21 protein-coding genes are annotated in these 14,912 nt (G+C 56.3%); 9 read left to right on the top strand and 12 right to left on the bottom strand.

Features of this window, described 5'->3' with window-relative positions:
* Window positions 1-214: 214 nt before the first annotated feature.
* Both APH30_RS11515 and APH30_RS27855 read right to left on the bottom strand, forming a co-directional pair.
* Window positions 215-760 (bottom strand): hypothetical protein, encoded by a 546-nt coding sequence (locus APH30_RS11515; RefSeq protein WP_054912612.1) that lies wholly within the window; start codon window positions 758-760, stop codon window positions 215-217.
* Window positions 761-768: 8 nt separating this feature from the next.
* Window positions 769-2,124: a DNA cytosine methyltransferase gene (locus APH30_RS27855; protein ID WP_082416154.1), complete on the bottom strand. Its 1,356-nt coding sequence runs from the start codon at window positions 2,122-2,124 to the stop codon at window positions 769-771.
* A gap of 32 nt (window positions 2,125-2,156) precedes the next feature.
* On the opposite strand from APH30_RS27855, the gene APH30_RS11500 reads away from it, so the two are divergent.
* On the top strand, window positions 2,157-2,456 hold the full coding sequence (locus tag APH30_RS11500) for a hypothetical protein (protein ID WP_054912609.1): 300 nt from the start codon (window positions 2,157-2,159) through the stop codon (window positions 2,454-2,456).
* 62 nt (window positions 2,457-2,518) lie between these two features.
* Here APH30_RS11500 and APH30_RS11495 read toward each other — a convergent pair whose 3' ends face one another.
* A complete protein-coding gene (locus APH30_RS11495; RefSeq protein ID WP_054912608.1) occupies window positions 2,519-3,469 on the bottom strand; it encodes a phosphoadenosine phosphosulfate reductase family protein in 951 nt (316 codons plus the stop codon).
* A 119-nt stretch (window positions 3,470-3,588) separates the two neighbouring features.
* On the opposite strand from APH30_RS11495, the gene APH30_RS27850 reads away from it, so the two are divergent.
* The gene (locus tag APH30_RS27850; RefSeq protein ID WP_177333724.1) at window positions 3,589-4,620 is read left to right on the top strand and encodes a hypothetical protein; all 1,032 of its coding nucleotides are present in this window, start codon (window positions 3,589-3,591) and stop codon (window positions 4,618-4,620) included.
* 152 nt (window positions 4,621-4,772) lie between these two features.
* Entirely contained in the window at window positions 4,773-5,069 is a 297-nt protein-coding gene (locus APH30_RS11490) for a hypothetical protein (protein ID WP_054912607.1), read from the top strand.
* A gap of 24 nt (window positions 5,070-5,093) precedes the next feature.
* On the opposite strand, the gene APH30_RS11485 is transcribed toward APH30_RS11490, so the two are convergent.
* Window positions 5,094-5,477 (bottom strand): hypothetical protein, encoded by a 384-nt coding sequence (locus tag APH30_RS11485; protein ID WP_054912606.1) that lies wholly within the window; start codon window positions 5,475-5,477, stop codon window positions 5,094-5,096.
* Window positions 5,478-5,566: 89 nt separating this feature from the next.
* Here APH30_RS11485 and APH30_RS11480 point away from each other — a divergent pair, with 89 nt between their 5' ends.
* Entirely contained in the window at window positions 5,567-6,052 is a 486-nt protein-coding gene (locus APH30_RS11480) for a hypothetical protein (protein WP_054912605.1), read from the top strand.
* A gap of 190 nt (window positions 6,053-6,242) precedes the next feature.
* On the opposite strand, the gene APH30_RS11475 is transcribed toward APH30_RS11480, so the two are convergent.
* From APH30_RS11475 to APH30_RS11455, 5 genes are all read right to left on the bottom strand, one after another.
* Window positions 6,243-6,743, bottom strand: a complete 501-nt coding sequence (locus APH30_RS11475; RefSeq protein WP_054912604.1) for a single-stranded DNA-binding protein — start codon at window positions 6,741-6,743, stop codon at window positions 6,243-6,245.
* Window positions 6,740-7,078, bottom strand: coding sequence for a hypothetical protein (locus APH30_RS11470; RefSeq protein WP_054912603.1), 339 nt, complete (start codon window positions 7,076-7,078; stop codon window positions 6,740-6,742). Before APH30_RS11470 ends, APH30_RS11475 begins: the two co-directional genes overlap by 4 nt.
* A 17-nt stretch (window positions 7,079-7,095) precedes the next feature.
* The gene (locus APH30_RS11465) at window positions 7,096-7,479 is read right to left on the bottom strand and encodes a response regulator transcription factor (protein ID WP_054912602.1); all 384 of its coding nucleotides are present in this window, start codon (window positions 7,477-7,479) and stop codon (window positions 7,096-7,098) included.
* A 6-nt stretch (window positions 7,480-7,485) separates the two neighbouring features.
* Window positions 7,486-8,337, bottom strand: coding sequence for a ParB N-terminal domain-containing protein (locus tag APH30_RS11460; RefSeq protein ID WP_054912601.1), 852 nt, complete (start codon window positions 8,335-8,337; stop codon window positions 7,486-7,488).
* A 130-nt stretch (window positions 8,338-8,467) separates the two neighbouring features.
* On the bottom strand, window positions 8,468-8,773 hold the full coding sequence (locus APH30_RS11455; protein ID WP_054912600.1) for a hypothetical protein: 306 nt from the start codon (window positions 8,771-8,773) through the stop codon (window positions 8,468-8,470).
* 355 nt (window positions 8,774-9,128) lie between these two features.
* On the opposite strand from APH30_RS11455, the gene APH30_RS11450 reads away from it, so the two are divergent.
* A complete protein-coding gene (locus APH30_RS11450; protein ID WP_054912599.1) occupies window positions 9,129-9,449 on the top strand; it encodes a DUF1654 domain-containing protein in 321 nt (106 codons plus the stop codon).
* 44 nt (window positions 9,450-9,493) lie between these two features.
* Here the strand turns inward: APH30_RS11450 and APH30_RS11445 are convergent, their stop codons facing one another.
* From APH30_RS11445 to APH30_RS11435, 3 genes are all read right to left on the bottom strand, one after another.
* Window positions 9,494-10,324, bottom strand: coding sequence for a DUF3037 domain-containing protein (locus tag APH30_RS11445; protein WP_177333723.1), 831 nt, complete (start codon window positions 10,322-10,324; stop codon window positions 9,494-9,496).
* 11 nt (window positions 10,325-10,335) lie between these two features.
* Window positions 10,336-11,070, bottom strand: a complete 735-nt coding sequence (locus tag APH30_RS11440) for a HipA family kinase (protein ID WP_156326439.1) — start codon at window positions 11,068-11,070, stop codon at window positions 10,336-10,338.
* Between the two features lie 112 nt (window positions 11,071-11,182).
* Window positions 11,183-12,034: a S24 family peptidase gene (locus tag APH30_RS11435; RefSeq protein ID WP_054912596.1), complete on the bottom strand. Its 852-nt coding sequence runs from the start codon at window positions 12,032-12,034 to the stop codon at window positions 11,183-11,185.
* Window positions 12,035-12,122: 88 nt separating this feature from the next.
* Here APH30_RS11435 and APH30_RS11430 point away from each other — a divergent pair, with 88 nt between their 5' ends.
* The 4 genes from APH30_RS11430 to APH30_RS11410 all read left to right on the top strand — a co-directional run.
* Complete coding sequence (locus tag APH30_RS11430; protein WP_054912595.1) at window positions 12,123-12,299, top strand: Cro/CI family transcriptional regulator; 177 nt, start codon at window positions 12,123-12,125, stop codon at window positions 12,297-12,299.
* Window positions 12,300-12,624: 325 nt separating this feature from the next.
* Entirely contained in the window at window positions 12,625-13,347 is a 723-nt protein-coding gene (locus APH30_RS27845) for a helix-turn-helix domain-containing protein (protein ID WP_256222002.1), read from the top strand.
* Complete coding sequence (gene dnaB, locus APH30_RS11415; RefSeq protein WP_054912593.1) at window positions 13,340-14,719, top strand: replicative DNA helicase; 1,380 nt, start codon at window positions 13,340-13,342, stop codon at window positions 14,717-14,719. The genes APH30_RS27845 and dnaB overlap by 8 nt, the downstream gene beginning before the upstream one ends.
* The coding region (locus APH30_RS11410; RefSeq protein WP_256222001.1) for a hypothetical protein at window positions 14,716-14,912 on the top strand (197 nt) is incomplete at its 3' end. The genes dnaB and APH30_RS11410, both read left to right, overlap by 4 nt.

Genomic DNA, 14,912 nt, shown 5'->3' with positions numbered 1-14,912 from the left:
TTTCGATACGCGGCTCATCGGCACCTCCTCGAATTGGATGCCTCAAATTCCAGGCTTAGGCACCTAATTTCTAACGGTGAGATCAAGGGCGTTTCCTGGGACGAAGCGGTGGTCTGGCACCAGAAGTCATATGATGCTTGGGCCATCTTCCTGAGCCTGAAAATTCAGCCTTCGTTACCGTCCTGATCCGAAATCGCAGAGGGATCTGCGATACTCAGCCTGGATCCTGCTCAGACATTCCCAACAGCGCGGCCCTGGCAACCGAGCCGTCCTCGACAAACCAAGCTTCCTGTCCGTGCCAGAGGATGTTGGTGGGTTCGCCGCTAACGCTGTCCCATTCGTTGCCGATATCGTCCGCGAAGTGGTCGCGGTCTGCGTAGAACTTCAGAGCTTCTCGCATTCGCTGAACCTCATCGGTATCGGTCATTGGGCCCAAGCCAATTACCGGTATGTTCATCTCTGCAGCATCCCGCTCTGCCTCTTCTTTGGTCCACCAGAAGGCAGTACCAACCATCCAGGCTATAGGGTCGGGGTGGGGCTGCGGGACTGGCGCTTGAGGGAAAGCCAACATGTAGTCGCGCAGATCGGATGCAATATCGAACGTGGAAAGCGGCTCCTCATGGCCGCACTGGTCGCAAACGTAGGTCTGCGTTTCGACTGCTTCTGCGATGTATTCCAGCAGGTCGCGGTCGTTGTCAGCAGCAATCGGCGTGGGCACGCTTGCCATCTCTGTGTTGCTGGATCGGTTTTCTGTGGGCATGGGTGACCTCAAGCGAGACGTTCAAGTTGTTGTTGAAGGCGCTGGCCGATCCAGCGCACGACTGGGACGGCCTTGCTATTGCCGATCGCCTTGTAGCGCGGCCCGTCTGGGCAAAGACCCGCTACTCGACCGCGATACGGGACCAGCGTGTGGTCATCGGGAAATCCCTGGAGGCGCTCGCACTCGCGCGGGGTGAGGCGGCGCACGCCACTAGGCACCTGCACGGCTACTTGGCCTCCGGCGTTGGGGTGACTTGCACCGTGCCCCATGGCGCGCAGAGTGGGTGCCAGATCGCCTGCGTCTGCGCCATGGTCCTTACAGCTGAAGGCGAGCAGTGCGTTCTCCTGCCCGTTGTTTCGCCCGAGGCTTTGCGCTTGTTCGTACCTGACATCTGGATCTTGAGTGCCGTGCACGACGAGCATTCCGCTCTCGGCGTCCTGCTGGGTGGCGCTGCCTGCCGCTTTGCCATTCGCCTGAAGCGTGCCCGAAACTATGAACGCCTCGCTCTCGAAGTCCATCCTGCCGCTGCCGCTGCCGCATGCGTTGCGGGCTGGCGCCACATCAATTGGCCCGCTGGTGTTATTTCCGCCGAATGCTTTCGGATGGGCAATCAGCTGTCCGGCTGCTGCTTCATCAGCCCCAAATCGCCACCCGCCACCAGGAGAAGTGCCTCCGAGAGTTCCGACGGGAGTACTCGCCCCCTCGCCTCGGCGCGGCGGAGTATCCCGGCGCACGCCTTCGCGCTCAAAAAGTACTTCGAGGGGATCGAACCCTGATCGAGCACTTGCGACAACGAACACACGGCGGCGTCGTTGGGCCAGGCCGAAATATTGGGCATCCAGAACCCGCCATGCGACTGTTCGCGTGGGTCCATACACACAACCAGCGTCCTTCCATTTGCCCCCTGGCGGTTGGAGTTCTTCGGATTCGCCCACCAGGGCGCCGAGGAAGCAGCCAAACGCGTTGCCTTTGTCAGAGAGGACGCCGGGGACATTTTCCCAGGTGCAGATGGCCTCGGGCTCGCCGCGCATGGTTCGAACATGGTCAATTGCATCGAAGAGCTCCACGTATTTGATGGTCAGTGCGCCGCGGGGATCGGCCAGGCCTTCGCGCATTCCGGCCACGCTGAAGGCCTGGCAGGGAGTACCGCCGACCAGCACCTCAGGCGCTGGTATCCTGCCGGACAGCACCATGGCCGCCAGGCGGGTCATGTCGCCGTGGTTCGGCGTTTCTGGGTAGTGGTAGGCCAGCACCGCAGAGGGGAATGGCTCGATCTCGGCGTACCAGTCGGCACGCCAGCCCAGCGGGTGCCAGGCCTCGGTCGCAGCTTCAATGCCGCTGCAGACGCTTCCATATGAGATCATTTGATTGTCTCGACTTATAAGGAATGAGGAACATGGACATCTCAGCTTTCACTGCCCACTACGCTCCTGCTTTTTCGGCTCTCAGCGCATTGGTTTCCGCATATGCCTGGCTGCGATCAGCAACAGCCAAAGTGCCTTTCAGCTTAAGGGACAAAAATGGGGAGGCGGTGCAGGCGCCAAGCATTGGTCTCGACGAGAAAGGTGAGCGGTACAACCTTCGGGAAACCTTGATAAAACAGGCGCATTGGAATCGAGTTGCGGCTTGTTTCTCCGCGATTGCGGCCATGTTCTTTGCGGTCCAAGTTTTCGGTGTACCTGGAGTAGCTGCTTGATTCTCGTTGTTTATGGGCTTGATCGGCGTCCGGCGATCCGGTCGATTTCTGCGGGCATCGGGTCACTCGCATAGCCCGTAAGCTGAGGAGCAGCTGTTTCGGCTGTCAGTGCGGGTGATGAGGTCGACCATGTCGAACTGACGGCCTCCCCGGCTTGTGTTGGCCCAATCAACCATTCGGTCGATGCCATGCGTGTCGGCGCTGACCTTATCATCTGATCTGACGGTGGGGTCGGTGACAGTGGCGAAGAACGTGGCCGCGCCGCGCTTGCTGGCGATGCTCACCAGACGCTCCCACTCGCGCACCCTTGCCACTTCCTCCGGCCATCTGGTGGCGATCTCGCGCAACTCGTCCTTCGCGCACATGATGCAGGGCATGCAGCCGACCCGGTTGCAGCCCTGCAGGTAGAGTGGGTTGGGCTTGATGCATGCGGCCCGGTGCGCTTCGAAGACTGCCTCTACCGGCCACCTAAGTATTGGGCGGTAATTGAACAGGCCGCCGCCGACCTCGTCGCATTCTGGCAGGTAGCGGCGATTCAGGGACTCATCGGCCCGGACGCCTTGCCAAGAGAGAACCAGGTTCTCTCCAGTCATAAGCGGCATGAAAACGTCCTCGATAATCGGGTTCCGCTTCAGCTCGTCCGTGCAGAATCGGGCCTTGGTGCTGGGGAATCGGCCTTTCCAGAGGCACATGTCGAGGAATGGGTTGCCGGTGGGGTGCAGCACATCCAGGGCCCCAAGCACCACGGCCTCTGGCACTCCTTTCTCGCGCCACTTCGTTTCGATGAACCTACGCTTGCCGGCGATCTGCCGGGCAAAGTCAGCCTTTACCCAGCGGATAGGGACGCCGACGGCTTCGGCCAGGTAGTGCACATAGTCATAAGTGGCCGGGTGTTCGTGCCCGGTGTCTGCAAATACGCCGCTGAGGTTCGGCACCTCCAGTTCGCGAGCGACCAGAAGCGTGGCCGTGCTGTCTTTACCGCCGCTCATGCTGACGATGTTGTATTCGGCCATCGTGTGGTCCTTGCGTGCAGGCGCCGGCATCCGAACTAGATTTTTTCGGATAGTGGCATTTTGTCTCGGGATGGGGTTTCATGTTCCGACTTGATGGGGTGAACACGTTAGGAGTGGACATGGATAGAGCAAGCTTTCTCTCAAGAAATAATGTGTCAGAAGAAGAGTGGTCACGTGCAGTGATTAGCTGGGAAGGATTGCTAGCTATTTATGAAGACTATTGTCGAAGAGTTCGGCAACTTGAAGATGCAGCGGAGTTAGTAGTCAAAACTATTCAATCTTTTCAAGGTGTTCACTCGGTACGCTGGCGTGTCAAAGATCCTGAACATTTGCTGGAAAAGATTATACGGAAGCAAGCTGAGGGAAAGCCGTCAAAAAAATATCTTTCCATTTCTGTTGATAACTATCATAACGTTATCTCTGATCTCATAGGCGTCAGGGCGTTGCATCTTTTCAAAGATGATGTTTTTAAGATTCATCAGCAAGTTATTTCGATGTGGGGTTTGGCTGAAAAGCCTGTCTCATATATTAGGGAGGGAGACCCTGAAGACTTGGTGTCCGCTTTTAAGGGTTGCGGAATTACACCAAGAGTGCATCGGGCAGGTTACAGATCGGTTCATTATGTAATGAAAACGAAGCCTGGTGTAACTGAGATTTTGTTTGAGGTTCAGGTTCGAACAATATTTGAAGAGGGCTGGAGCGAGATTGACCATCGAATTAGATATCCGAATTTTTCAGATAACAAGCAGATTGAATCAATTTTGAAAATCTTCAATAGGCTGGCAGGTAGTGCAGACGAAATGGGAGGTTTCATAAAAACGCTTAGCGGTGAACTTGATAGTATCGAGAGTCGGGTGGCTAGGGCTGATGCAGATCGGGATAATGCGCTTGATCAAATACAACAGCTTGTGTCGAGGTTAGCGACCGCTGAGCAACTAAATGCAGAGAGCGCGGAGAATATTTCTCAGCTGCAATCAGAGCTTGATAAGGTCAAGGCGGCAGTTAAGGAAAGCTCGAAAAAGAACGACAACGATAATCGTGAGTATGTAACTATTAGGCTAAATAATGGGAAGCTCATGAAGGTGCCCCTTCCACCCGGACAAAGAGCACCTAAACCACCACCACCACCACCAAAGCCGTCAGGAATGTAGGAACATCTTTTTATTGCCCATACTGGGGGCCGCAGAGGCACGGGTGGTCATTGCCAAGGTGGCATGATTCGTTGAATAGGGAGAGGCGCTGGCGGGAAGCGCCGAATTGGACTATTGCTTCCCTCTCGGCCAATCCACTCAAGGAGCGTGAGATGAAGCGACTACTGATTTGTACTTTGCTGGCTGCGTCGGGTGCTGCTCAGGCTGGCATTCCGCTGGTGAACGCCACGTGCCCAGGAAACATCGAGGTGCACGCCGACAAGGGCGGCCCTATCTACATAAATGGCGAAGAAGGAAAGCTGAAAAAGTTCAACGATAACTACTTCGAGGCCAAGGGTAGCGGGGTGACTATCTCGCTCTCGATCAACCCGGACGGCTCGCCTGATGTCTCGTATACCGGGAAGAACCGGGCCAACGGGATTTGCCAAGTGAAAAGCGAAGGCTCCTGAGGCGCTGACGAGCAGCGCGGATGGTCATGCCCGGCGAACCTTGAAGCCGAACATGCACTCGATGTCGTGGTACTCGCACTGCTCGTAGGCCTTGTACTTGGCCTGCGAGGGCGTGCTGGCGAATACATCGACGATGGTTCGATTGGTGATGTCCCCCCAGTCCCATCCGGCCACCAGCACTTGGTAGCGCTTCAGGGGCAGCTTCTCGGCCATCTCGCCGTACTGCATTTCCCAGGTGGGGTGGTAGTTTCGGATGCGCTTCTTCGGATCACTGTCGAGGATGACGCCGATGTAGTGGCCACGATCGGCCATGATGACGCCTGGCTCGCCGTTGGCGATCACCCGGCGCCCGATCTTTGCCGGCACGTCGTAGTGGCGGCGGACGTAGTCGCAGTCGTAGTTGCTCATGGCTTTCTCCATGCATGCGCCGCCCTCCGTGGCCGGATGCGGCAAGGTGTGTACGCTGGTAAGATCAATGTTTTGGCCGAGAGGGCGTCATGATTGATCTTAAGGATGTGAATGTATCTTTTTCGGCCAATGCCGCATCTTTCTTCTTTGCCTTCCTAGCTCCAGGATTTCTAATTATATTTTTACTCAATCCGCAGTTATTCATCATGCTCGACTTCTGGAAGCTTTTTATCCTTGCTTCGGCCATTACATCCCCACCGTTTCTAGTAACTATGCTGTTCGCTGCCTCGGCGTATTTTAATTTGCTCAGGAGCCATCCTGAACATATTGATAAATGGGGCGGTCCGCGAGAGTGGTACCTTCGTCTAGCATTTAATCACGCTGTATCCATGTTTCTAATAGCATTGTTAATATGGGCTTTTGATTTTTCTGTTAGGGGTTATGTAATTTCCGGGTGTGTGCTTACGGCTAGTAACTTCGTATCTGAGATGTACTACTTTCTCAAGTTTACCCGCGACCCCAATAACTTTGACTACGGATGGTTTAACTCCATTCGCTCTCTGGTGGAGCGGTAAGGTAGTAAGTTAGGGTTTTCTACCGGTCAGGCGGAAAGCTCCATGTCACGGTCATGCCAGCCGGCAAGCCACCAGCCGCAGTCCACGGTCATCCAGCCGTATGGCTGGGCATCGCGTGACTGGCTGTTGTCTCGGCAGGCCCGCCCGAGCTAGTACGCGGTAGGGTGCATCAGCTGCCGGCGCTTCATGGCTACGCACCGGCGAGGTGGTGGAGGGGCGCGAATGGTATGTCGTCGTCGAAGCTGTCGTGATCGGGCGGCGCCGCCTGCTGGTTCTGCTGTTGGCGCGCCGGGCGCTGTTGTTGCCTTGGCTGCCGATCTGGCACTTGCCCGGGCTGCTGGCCCTGCGGCCGACTGCCCAGCAGCTGCATCGTGCCGTTGATGTCGACCACGATTTCTGTGGTGTAGCGCTTGATGCCGTCCTTCTCCCACTCGCGGGTCTGCAGCTTGCCCTCGATGTAGCACTGGGCGCCCTTGCGTAGGTACTCGCCGGCGATCTCGGCAACTTTCCCGAACAACGACACTCGGTGCCACTCGGTGCGCTCGATCTTCTGTCCCGACTGCTTGTCCGTCCACTGCTCGCTGGTGGCCAGACTTAGGTTCGTGACGGCGTTACCGTTGGGCAGGTAGCGCACATCCGGATCCTGGCCGCAGGTGCCGACCAGGATGACCTTGTTGACCCCGCGGCTCATGACGACGCCGCTCCGGCCAGTAGGACAAGGCACAGGCCAAACAGTGCAGCCCAGCGCGTTGCGCTTTCACCGACCTGTTTGACCTTGACGGCCGCAATCACCGGCAAGGTCTTGGCGTCGATAGCGCGCTCCAAGCTCTGGGCGTAGCGAACGGCTGATGGATAGTCTTTGTTGCGGCCATACACGCGTTCGTTGGCGGCCGAGACGATAGCCCAGCCATTTCCGCTCGCCGTGACATAGAAGCGTGACTTGCTGCGGAAGGCCTCGGTGGCTGTGATCACTTCCTGGCGGAGGGCGGTGAGTTCGCCCTGACTTTTCTGAATGGCTGCTTGCATGAGTTAATCCTCAGTGGTCAGGCGTGGAGCTCGAAGGCCTCGGCCTTGCGGACGATTCGAACTTGGGCAGTGCGCCGCTCGGGCGCGCGTCGGTCGCGGCGCATGGGGTCGTTGTCGTTGATGGCGGCATGCATGCTGATGAGGCACGCAAGGAAGATGCATAGCGGGCTGATTATTTTCTTGTCCCAAGCTTTCATCACAGCGTCCAGGCGGCGCTTCGCTTTCAGCTTGAAAATTGCTCGTTCGATACCGTTGGCCACGGTCCCGGGTGAGACTTCCATCAGCCGAGCGATTTCTTTGGTTGTGAGGTCTTGCGCAACCCACAGCAGAGCCTCCAGCTCGCGAGGGGCCAAGAGCATGCCGAGGTGGCCAGTCCATTTGCCGCGCGTTATCGTTTCCATAAGCTGTTACCTCGGCTTGGCGCCGTCCAAGGCTTCGCGCAGCTGCAGGACGAGCGCGGCGGGAATCGTGAGGGAGCGGCTGTCCTCGTCGATCGAGTCCAGAGATGCAATTAGATTGCGTGATGCGGTGTGCACTGCTTCAAGCCTGGGCCTCGGGATCGAGGGCCCTTTCATCGAGCCAGCAGTAACTCGCTTCTTGCCGTTTGCCTGGGCTTTCTCTAGTTCGGCTCCCAGTACCTTGCCAGCACCGTCTCCATGTTCCCGAACGACTTGTGCAGCTGTCGTAGCTGAAACGTGGCCGGCAGCTACCAGGTTCTGAACATCAGTATTTGCGTTGCCTACAGTCAGCACCTGCTCAACGTGCTGCCGTGTCTTGCCAACCTTTGCTGCTATCTGCTCAACCGACCAGCCAAAGGCACGGAGGCGCTTGTAGCCTTCAGCCAACTCAAGCGGCGAGAGCTTTTCGTTTTCCTGGCTGGTGATGATGCGCGCTACCCGATCGGCATCACTGCCTTCAAAGGCGATCACGGGCACCCAGGCTTCCAGCACTTCTGGCCTTTCTTTGCTGGGCGTCCGAGGAAGCCGGCCTTCGGCATCGAGCTTCAACAGTGCCCGGCGCCGGCGGTGGCCGTCGACAAGCCAAACACCACCTTCCGCCCTCGGGCGAACTTCCAACGGAGGGATCTGGCCGCCCGCCGCGACGAACTCTGCGAGAGAGTTGATGCTTGCCTCGAGCGCTTCGCCTTCGGTGCGGAGGTTGAAGCCAGGCTCTTCATGCAGGTCTTCGAGTTGAACCTTCATGGCGTCGGCGCGCCGCACCTCGCCATCCTTGATCATTTGCTTAAACGACTTCGCCATTTGAGTTCATTTCCGTTGGGCTGCATTGGTCATGACGCTCGCTGCCGTGTACCTCCCGGACCAGGGGAGGGCGAACGTCACGACCGATGCAGCCTGGTGATGGGGAACCAGGTAGATCGGGCAGTTAACGTCAGGCTGACGTGGCGCTGGTTGTCTCTTCCTGATCGTCGGCACTGCATGCTTTGCCACAGAGCGGGCAGTAATTAGCGACCACCGAAACAGTCTTGTTCACGCGCTTCATGCCGCCGGCCTTTTTCGGCGCCATGTAGTGGCCAGTGACTTCTACGCAGAATCGGCGAGTTGCCCTTCCGGTCTCGATGTTGAGTGAAAGGTTGTAGCCCTCTGCGCGCATGTAGAAAGGCCCTGACCCTGGCGCCTCCTCAGCAAGCTGGTCCGTAACCAGCTTCACGGCATCGCTGATGCAACTGCAGCTCATCGTCTTGCCCTCCGGGGCGGTTGATTTCCCGTCTGGCCCTGTCGCCAAGGCCAGCCAGTGAAATCGAAGTGATCCAGGCGCCCATCGCTCTCTGGGCTACGCGCTTCCCCGCATTGGCATGCGCGCCACTTGGTTACCTGAACCCAGCTCACTGCGTGAGGCAGCTGCTGCCCTCATGTGCCGCTGAGGGTGACGGGTGACGAGTTGTGTAAAGAGCGGTGGCTGCCGGAGCTGCCTGGCTCGATGCAAATGCAAGCGAACTTGCAATAATAAAAGCATGCTTGCTTCGTGAATGCAAGCACGCTTGTGTTATTTTTAAATACTGTATATGCATACAGTTGGTAGGAGGCTTCTGATGTCAGCGCAGGAAAATTTCGAACGCAGGGACGAGCTCACCGGATTGGAGCGCTTAGGGCTGAGGATTTCAGCGATGATCAACTCACCGCTGGCACAGCTCGGCAGGAAGGTTCTGATCCATCAACTAGAAACGGAAAGCGATCAGGATTGGGGGGCAATCATGGAGCTGCTAGCAGAGACAGACGGCCTGGACATGACGTTCTGTGATGACGGATCGGTGATCCTGCAATGGGATACGCCGACGGATGACGATCGGGTGATCGAGAGGGAAGTGGAGTTGGACCTGGTGCGCCACGCAGAGGAGGGGGCGCCATTCTGAAGGCATGAAAAAGCCCGCCGGAGCGGGCTTCTACTTTGACGCAATTAATGGACGTGCGCCAATGTCGATCCGACTAGAGATGACATTAAGTTAAAATAGTCTTGTGTTTCTTCTTTTGAATTTAAGTTGAAGACCCTGTCGCTGTATTCTTCTGCTAAATTTAGATGCGGGATAAGGTCTTTTTCTTTGTCAGAAGAGGCGGCGTAGACAAAATATCTTGCGGAGTCTTCTCCTAAGTATTTTCTGCCCTCCATGAATGTCATGACTTTCATGGTGGTTTCCTTAAACTTTGCGCTTGTGTCATTCACATTGAAGTCAATTGCTTCAGTGATATGGAATCTTCCATTCTTTAGAAGAAAATCGGCAGAAAATCCGGTTTTGTCGTTTAGAGGGTAATTGTAGATTACCTTGTGCCTGCTAATGTCATCTATATCTTTCCCAAGCATGTCCATTCTTTCGAATGAGTGCTTTAGGAAAGTGTTAATCCTAGAGGTTCGCTGGGTTTTTTCTTTGGCTGCAAACGGCTTTACAAGATCATCAAAAAGATGACGAACTCGGGACTCATATTGATTTAAATCGTCTAGTATAAAAAAGGCTGGGTCCGACAAGTAGGTTGTAGAGCCCTTGAATGTTTGCAGGAAGTCAATGGCCTCATCGACAGAAGACGCCATTTCGCCAAATGCATGGATTGTGCTTCGCAGTGACTCAATTTCAGCCAGCCCCGATGCACCATCTAGCATTCTAACCTTAGCGGATGCGCTGAGCATTCGTATGTCAAGTTTCTCGGTGGTGAATATAACTAACCCAACGTTCACTATTTCGCCGCGCATTGGGTCAGGCATATACTTAATTATCGAGTATTTAAATGTATGCATTACGTCCACCATCAGAGAAGCTTAAGCAAATGGTCAATTCTAGCTTGCCGAGCATCAGAATTCCACCATTCAATGTACTCGCGTCGCTTGGTCTTGGGCATCCATGCTGTCGGAAAATTCCCCAAGATTCCCTCGACCTCTGCGGTAGTGATCGCTCGGATTGCTTCTAGGCAGGCAACTGCTTCGGACCGATCGTAGTTTTTGGTGGTATTTAGCAGCCGGAAGGTACTTTGAGTACGCGACAGGGGTGATAGGGCGTGATAGCCGTCATGCCCCAATTCAAAGCACGCCCTACTAAAATCAAAGGCCAGGGCGACATATGAGTCATTGTAGCTTGTGCGCCAAAGGTAATTTCCCCAATGACGATCTACGTTATTTACGAAAAGATCAAAGGCAAAGAGTCGGCTGAAGAACACCTTCAGGTTCGGCACTTTCTTCTGGCCGGTGAGTACTTCATTTATAAAGAGAGGGTAGTTTATTTTGGGGTCGCCGTTCACAACCCCTCCCTCCCATGCAGATCCAAAAGAAATGCCATCATTCGGCATGTTGATAAATGCATAGGAGGGCGTTGGTATTAAAACCCTATAGGCTAGCTCATAGCAAAAAAGCTCCGAAGCCGGTACGCCACCCGTTCCGTCCGCAACCGTCTTGACGGCGTAGTGTTTTCCATCTCTCGCTTCGACAATTACTCTGAGGTCGGCTGTGCCCATTTGACTCGAGTAAGAGGTAATGACATCGATGGGCATAAGCTGTCTCTGGTAGGCAGCTTCAATGGGGAGTCTCTCCTTTCCCTCTGAGTCGTCATGGTTAACTGAATCAGCGCTTTCCATATCACTCCCTGCCTTATGTCCAATACGTTTAAATTTTTCTAGCGTTCCAAACCAGTAAAACTTTCGCGTGGATTGTTACGTCATCAATCCGAGCTGCTTGCTTTTCATATTTGCTGTTGTCAGAGATCAGCCACACATGCTCCTTGTCCTTTCGCTGCAAGCGCTTAATCAGCAAGTCTCCATGCCAGGTCAGGACGTACACACCCTCTCCGTGATAATCATTAACTCCGCGGTCGACGATCACCGGATCTTTATCGTTGATCGTCCCCTCCATGCTCTGCCCCCATCCAGTGATCATCGCTAGCGCCTGGGCGGCGGTGTAGGTCACACCTTTCTCGCGCAGAACTTCTTCGCGGATTACCACATTCCTGATGACTTCGCTGTACTCGGCTGGCACCTGGCCGTGGCCCATGGCTGCCCGGATGTCGTACTGGGGGATTGAGATGTCGCCGTCGGCCGGCTGGGCTGTAGCGATAATGAAACCACTGCCTTTGTCTCCAGCAGGGTCTTCTTCGACCGCGCGAACGATGCTTTGCCGTGCTTCAGAGCTCAGCCCCTTGCCGTGCTTCTCAAGCATTTTTCTAACAGCGTCTGCTGCTGAGCTGCTGCCCCCAGAGTCCTTTGCCGCAACTGCCTTGGCTTCGCTTTTGCGGGGAGGTTCTCCTTTTCCTGACAGAAGCCAGTCGACAGACGTGTCGTAGCCCTCGGCGAGAGCCACAAGGTTCTCGTTTTTGATGTTTTCAGTGTCGCCAGCGAACCACTGGCGTACAGCCTCGTAGCTGATGCCGCAGGTGTTGGCGATATCTCGCTTGACGTTGCGCACGCCCAATTCAGGGCGCCGAGCCAGCACGAGCTTAGTGATTCGGTCTGTGGTCTTCATGTGAGCAATCTACAAGGTTGCTTGTCAAGCATGCTTGTTTTGCATATGCAAGCATGCTTGAATGCAGAGACGAGCAAAGGAGGTCGCCATGACCAAAAGCCAGGCAATCAACTATTTCGGGTCAATAACGGCGCTCGCAAAGGCGCTTGGCGTGACCTACGAGGCGGTCCGTCAGTGGACAGATGTGCCTGAGCTGCGCCAGTACCAGATCGAGCGGATCACGAAGGGTGCGCTAAAGGCCGGGAAGGCAGACGCAGCAGCGTGACCGTGAGCACATTTTCATCTGCTTGGCCTTGCAACAGTAGATGACCGAAACACCTGCTGATCCATCCAGTACCTGAATCGCAGGCATAAAAAAACCGGGTGGCAGCCCGGCTTCTTCAACAGCAAGTAACGAGGTCGATTATGTACTCTGCAATGGATGCAAGCAACACCGCGCCCGTAGCCATTTTGCACCAGAAAGCTTTCCACAAATCCTCCGCCCTCAACGCAGCGCGGATGATCCGACACCAGGACACGCCTGCGTCCAAGCATGCATTTCGCACCGAGTGGGTAGAGCACCTGCGCGCGTCCCTTTGCGAGACACAGTCATGAGCACGATCATCATGACGGCTTGTTGGCCACTCCAGGGCATGAGTCCGGCCCAGAAGTCCGTGCTGATATCCCTTGCTGACAACTCAAACGACGACGGCGTCTGCTGGCCTTCGGTGGCTCGTATGGTAGAGCGCACCTGCCTGTCCGAGCGTGCCGTACGCAACGCTTTGCGCTGGCTGGAGCAGTCTGGAGTGCTGTCTGCTCACCATCGAACAGGCCGTTCCACCTGGTACACCGTGAGCCCATCCAGCTACAACCCCGGCACCACATGCCCCCCGGCAGCAGATGCCGGAGAACCCCGGCAGCAAATGCCCCCCACCCCGGCACTAGATGCCCCTCACCCCGGCACCACGTGCCCCCAGAACCGTAAAGGAACCATCAAGGAACCGTCAGGAGCTACCGCGAGCATCCGCGAGGCATTGAATGCGGTACCAGTCGATCAAATCGTAGGCCTGTTCAACGAACTGCTGCCAACTCTGCCGAGCGTGGTTCTGATCAACAAAGACCGCTCAGCAAAGATCAAGGCGCGCTGGGCGGAAAGCCCTGTCCATCAGGACCTTGAGTTCTGGCGTGATTTCTTCACCATCGTTGCCGGCAGTGATTTCCTGATGGGCAAGATCGACGGCAGGAATGGTGCCAAACCCTTCAGGGCGACGTTCGACTGGCTGATTGCCCCTTCGAACTTCGTGAAGGTGGTCGAGGGCAATTACCATGCGTGAGCCCTACAACCTCGAAGCTGAACACAGCCTGCTCGGCGCCATGCTCCTCCGCCCGGAACTGATCGACGTTCTCTCCGACGATTTATCGGCGGAGTCGTTCTACTTCGCTGACAATGCCGAAGTCTTCCGAGGGATTATGTCTGTGCGCTCCACGGGTCGCGCCGTGGACTTCCTGACTGTGGCCGATCACCTGGGCACGTTGTCCTCAGGTGATAGCGCACTGGCGTATTGCGCTGAGATCGCCAAGAACACTCCCAGCGTTGCTAACGCAAGTGAGTATGCCCGGATCGTCAGGGAGCGCGCCGTGGAGCGGGCTCTGTATGACCTGAGTGACCGAACGCTCGAGATCGCCCGGAGTGGGGGCGACATCCAAGACAAGATCGCGGCCGTGCAGGCAGCTGCCATGGCGATCGACACTGGCACCGATGGTGATGAGATCGTCAAGGCTGGTGATCTGGTGGCCGAGCAGCTGGAGGTCTGGCAAGAGCGGCATGACCGCCTGTCACGCGGCGAGACGTTGATTGGCCTGTCCACCGGTTTGGTTGACCTGGACGAGAAACTGGGCGGCCTGCAGCCGGACCAGTTGATCGTTGTGGCCGGCAGGCCTGCCATGGGCAAAACCACGCTTGCCATGGGGTTTGTGCTGGACGCTGCGATTCGCCAGAAGAAGTCAGCCTTGGTCATCAGCCTGGAAATGAGCAGGGCCCAGCTCATTGATCGAGCCACTGCGGCAGAAGGGAAGATTCCGCTCAACGTCATCAAAAACGGTTCTGCCTGCCAATCCCACGGGGCGGAACTGTGCGCGGCAGTAGGCAAGATCCAGCACTCAAACCTGTTCATTGCAGACCGCGCCGGCGCCACGGTCGGCCGCATTCGCTCGATGGCTCGTCGGCACAAGATGCGCTATGGGCTCGACATCCTGATGATCGATTACCTACAGCTGATGGAAGGCGAGGGTGGCAATCGCACTGAAGAGGTCAGCGGCATAAGTCGTGGGTGCAAGTTACTTGCGCGCGAGCTCGGTATTCCGGTTGTGCTGCTCAGCCAGCTTTCTCGTAAGTGCGAGGAGCGCCCAAACAAGCGCCCGGTGCCATCTGACCTCCGTGAGTCGGGCGCAATTGAGCAGGACGCAGACGTGATCCTGTTCGTCTACCGCGACGAGGTTTACCACGAAGACAGCGAGCTGAAAGGCATCGCCGAAATCATTGTGGGGAAAGGTCGAGACATTGAGGCCGGAACCGTGCGCGCGGCATTTTTGGGGCAGTTCAACCGTTTCGAAAGCCTTTCTGCGAGCTGGCAGCCTCCCGCCAAAGCGCCTGCGCCCGAGCGATCCCTGAGATCCCGCTATACCCAGCGAGGAGCCGCTGCATGACCGACCCAATGCACCTGCCGCCCAAGCTTCCCGAATATCGCTGGGCGCTGTATTGCCGCAGTGACCTGCTGGATCTTGCCCACGAGCCAGCCCAGCCGATGGCGCTGTATCGCGACGAGCAGGCAGCTCGTAGTCATGGCCAGTGCAGGTGGCCGAACACATTCCGCGTCATTGATCTTCATGGAGAAGACAG

The organism is Pseudomonas sp. NBRC 111127, from assembly GCF_001320345.1.
In the GTDB taxonomy this organism is placed as follows: Bacteria; Pseudomonadota; Gammaproteobacteria; order Pseudomonadales; family Pseudomonadaceae; genus Aquipseudomonas; species Aquipseudomonas juntendi.
Note: the sequence above shows the minus strand (reverse complement) of the source record. Positions and strands in the feature narration are given on the sequence as shown.

What these genes read in the sequence shown, in the direction of transcription:
- APH30_RS11515 (WP_054912612.1), bottom strand. Translation starts at nt 760, where the DNA reads ATGCCCACAGAAAACCGATCCAGCAACACAGAGATGGCAAGCGTGCCC.
- APH30_RS27855 (WP_082416154.1), bottom strand. Translation starts at nt 2,124, where the DNA reads ATGATCTCATATGGAAGCGTCTGCAGCGGCATTGAAGCTGCGACCGAG.
- APH30_RS11500 (WP_054912609.1), top strand. Translation starts at nt 2,157, where the DNA reads ATGGACATCTCAGCTTTCACTGCCCACTACGCTCCTGCTTTTTCGGCT.
- APH30_RS11495 (WP_054912608.1), bottom strand. Translation starts at nt 3,469, where the DNA reads ATGGCCGAATACAACATCGTCAGCATGAGCGGCGGTAAAGACAGCACG.
- APH30_RS27850 (WP_177333724.1), top strand. Translation starts at nt 3,589, where the DNA reads ATGGATAGAGCAAGCTTTCTCTCAAGAAATAATGTGTCAGAAGAAGAG.
- APH30_RS11490 (WP_054912607.1), top strand. Translation starts at nt 4,773, where the DNA reads ATGAAGCGACTACTGATTTGTACTTTGCTGGCTGCGTCGGGTGCTGCT.
- APH30_RS11485 (WP_054912606.1), bottom strand. Translation starts at nt 5,477, where the DNA reads ATGAGCAACTACGACTGCGACTACGTCCGCCGCCACTACGACGTGCCG.
- APH30_RS11480 (WP_054912605.1), top strand. Translation starts at nt 5,567, where the DNA reads ATGATTGATCTTAAGGATGTGAATGTATCTTTTTCGGCCAATGCCGCA.
- APH30_RS11475 (WP_054912604.1), bottom strand. Translation starts at nt 6,743, where the DNA reads ATGAGCCGCGGGGTCAACAAGGTCATCCTGGTCGGCACCTGCGGCCAG.
- APH30_RS11470 (WP_054912603.1), bottom strand. Translation starts at nt 7,078, where the DNA reads ATGCAAGCAGCCATTCAGAAAAGTCAGGGCGAACTCACCGCCCTCCGC.
- APH30_RS11465 (WP_054912602.1), bottom strand. Translation starts at nt 7,479, where the DNA reads ATGGAAACGATAACGCGCGGCAAATGGACTGGCCACCTCGGCATGCTC.
- APH30_RS11460 (WP_054912601.1), bottom strand. Translation starts at nt 8,337, where the DNA reads ATGGCGAAGTCGTTTAAGCAAATGATCAAGGATGGCGAGGTGCGGCGC.
- APH30_RS11455 (WP_054912600.1), bottom strand. Translation starts at nt 8,773, where the DNA reads ATGAGCTGCAGTTGCATCAGCGATGCCGTGAAGCTGGTTACGGACCAG.
- APH30_RS11450 (WP_054912599.1), top strand. Translation starts at nt 9,129, where the DNA reads ATGTCAGCGCAGGAAAATTTCGAACGCAGGGACGAGCTCACCGGATTG.
- APH30_RS11445 (WP_177333723.1), bottom strand. Translation starts at nt 10,324, where the DNA reads ATGCATACATTTAAATACTCGATAATTAAGTATATGCCTGACCCAATG.
- APH30_RS11440 (WP_156326439.1), bottom strand. Translation starts at nt 11,070, where the DNA reads ATGCCCATCGATGTCATTACCTCTTACTCGAGTCAAATGGGCACAGCC.
- APH30_RS11435 (WP_054912596.1), bottom strand. Translation starts at nt 12,034, where the DNA reads ATGAAGACCACAGACCGAATCACTAAGCTCGTGCTGGCTCGGCGCCCT.
- APH30_RS11430 (WP_054912595.1), top strand. Translation starts at nt 12,123, where the DNA reads ATGACCAAAAGCCAGGCAATCAACTATTTCGGGTCAATAACGGCGCTC.
- APH30_RS27845 (WP_256222002.1), top strand. Translation starts at nt 12,625, where the DNA reads ATGAGCACGATCATCATGACGGCTTGTTGGCCACTCCAGGGCATGAGT.
- dnaB (WP_054912593.1), top strand. Translation starts at nt 13,340, where the DNA reads ATGCGTGAGCCCTACAACCTCGAAGCTGAACACAGCCTGCTCGGCGCC.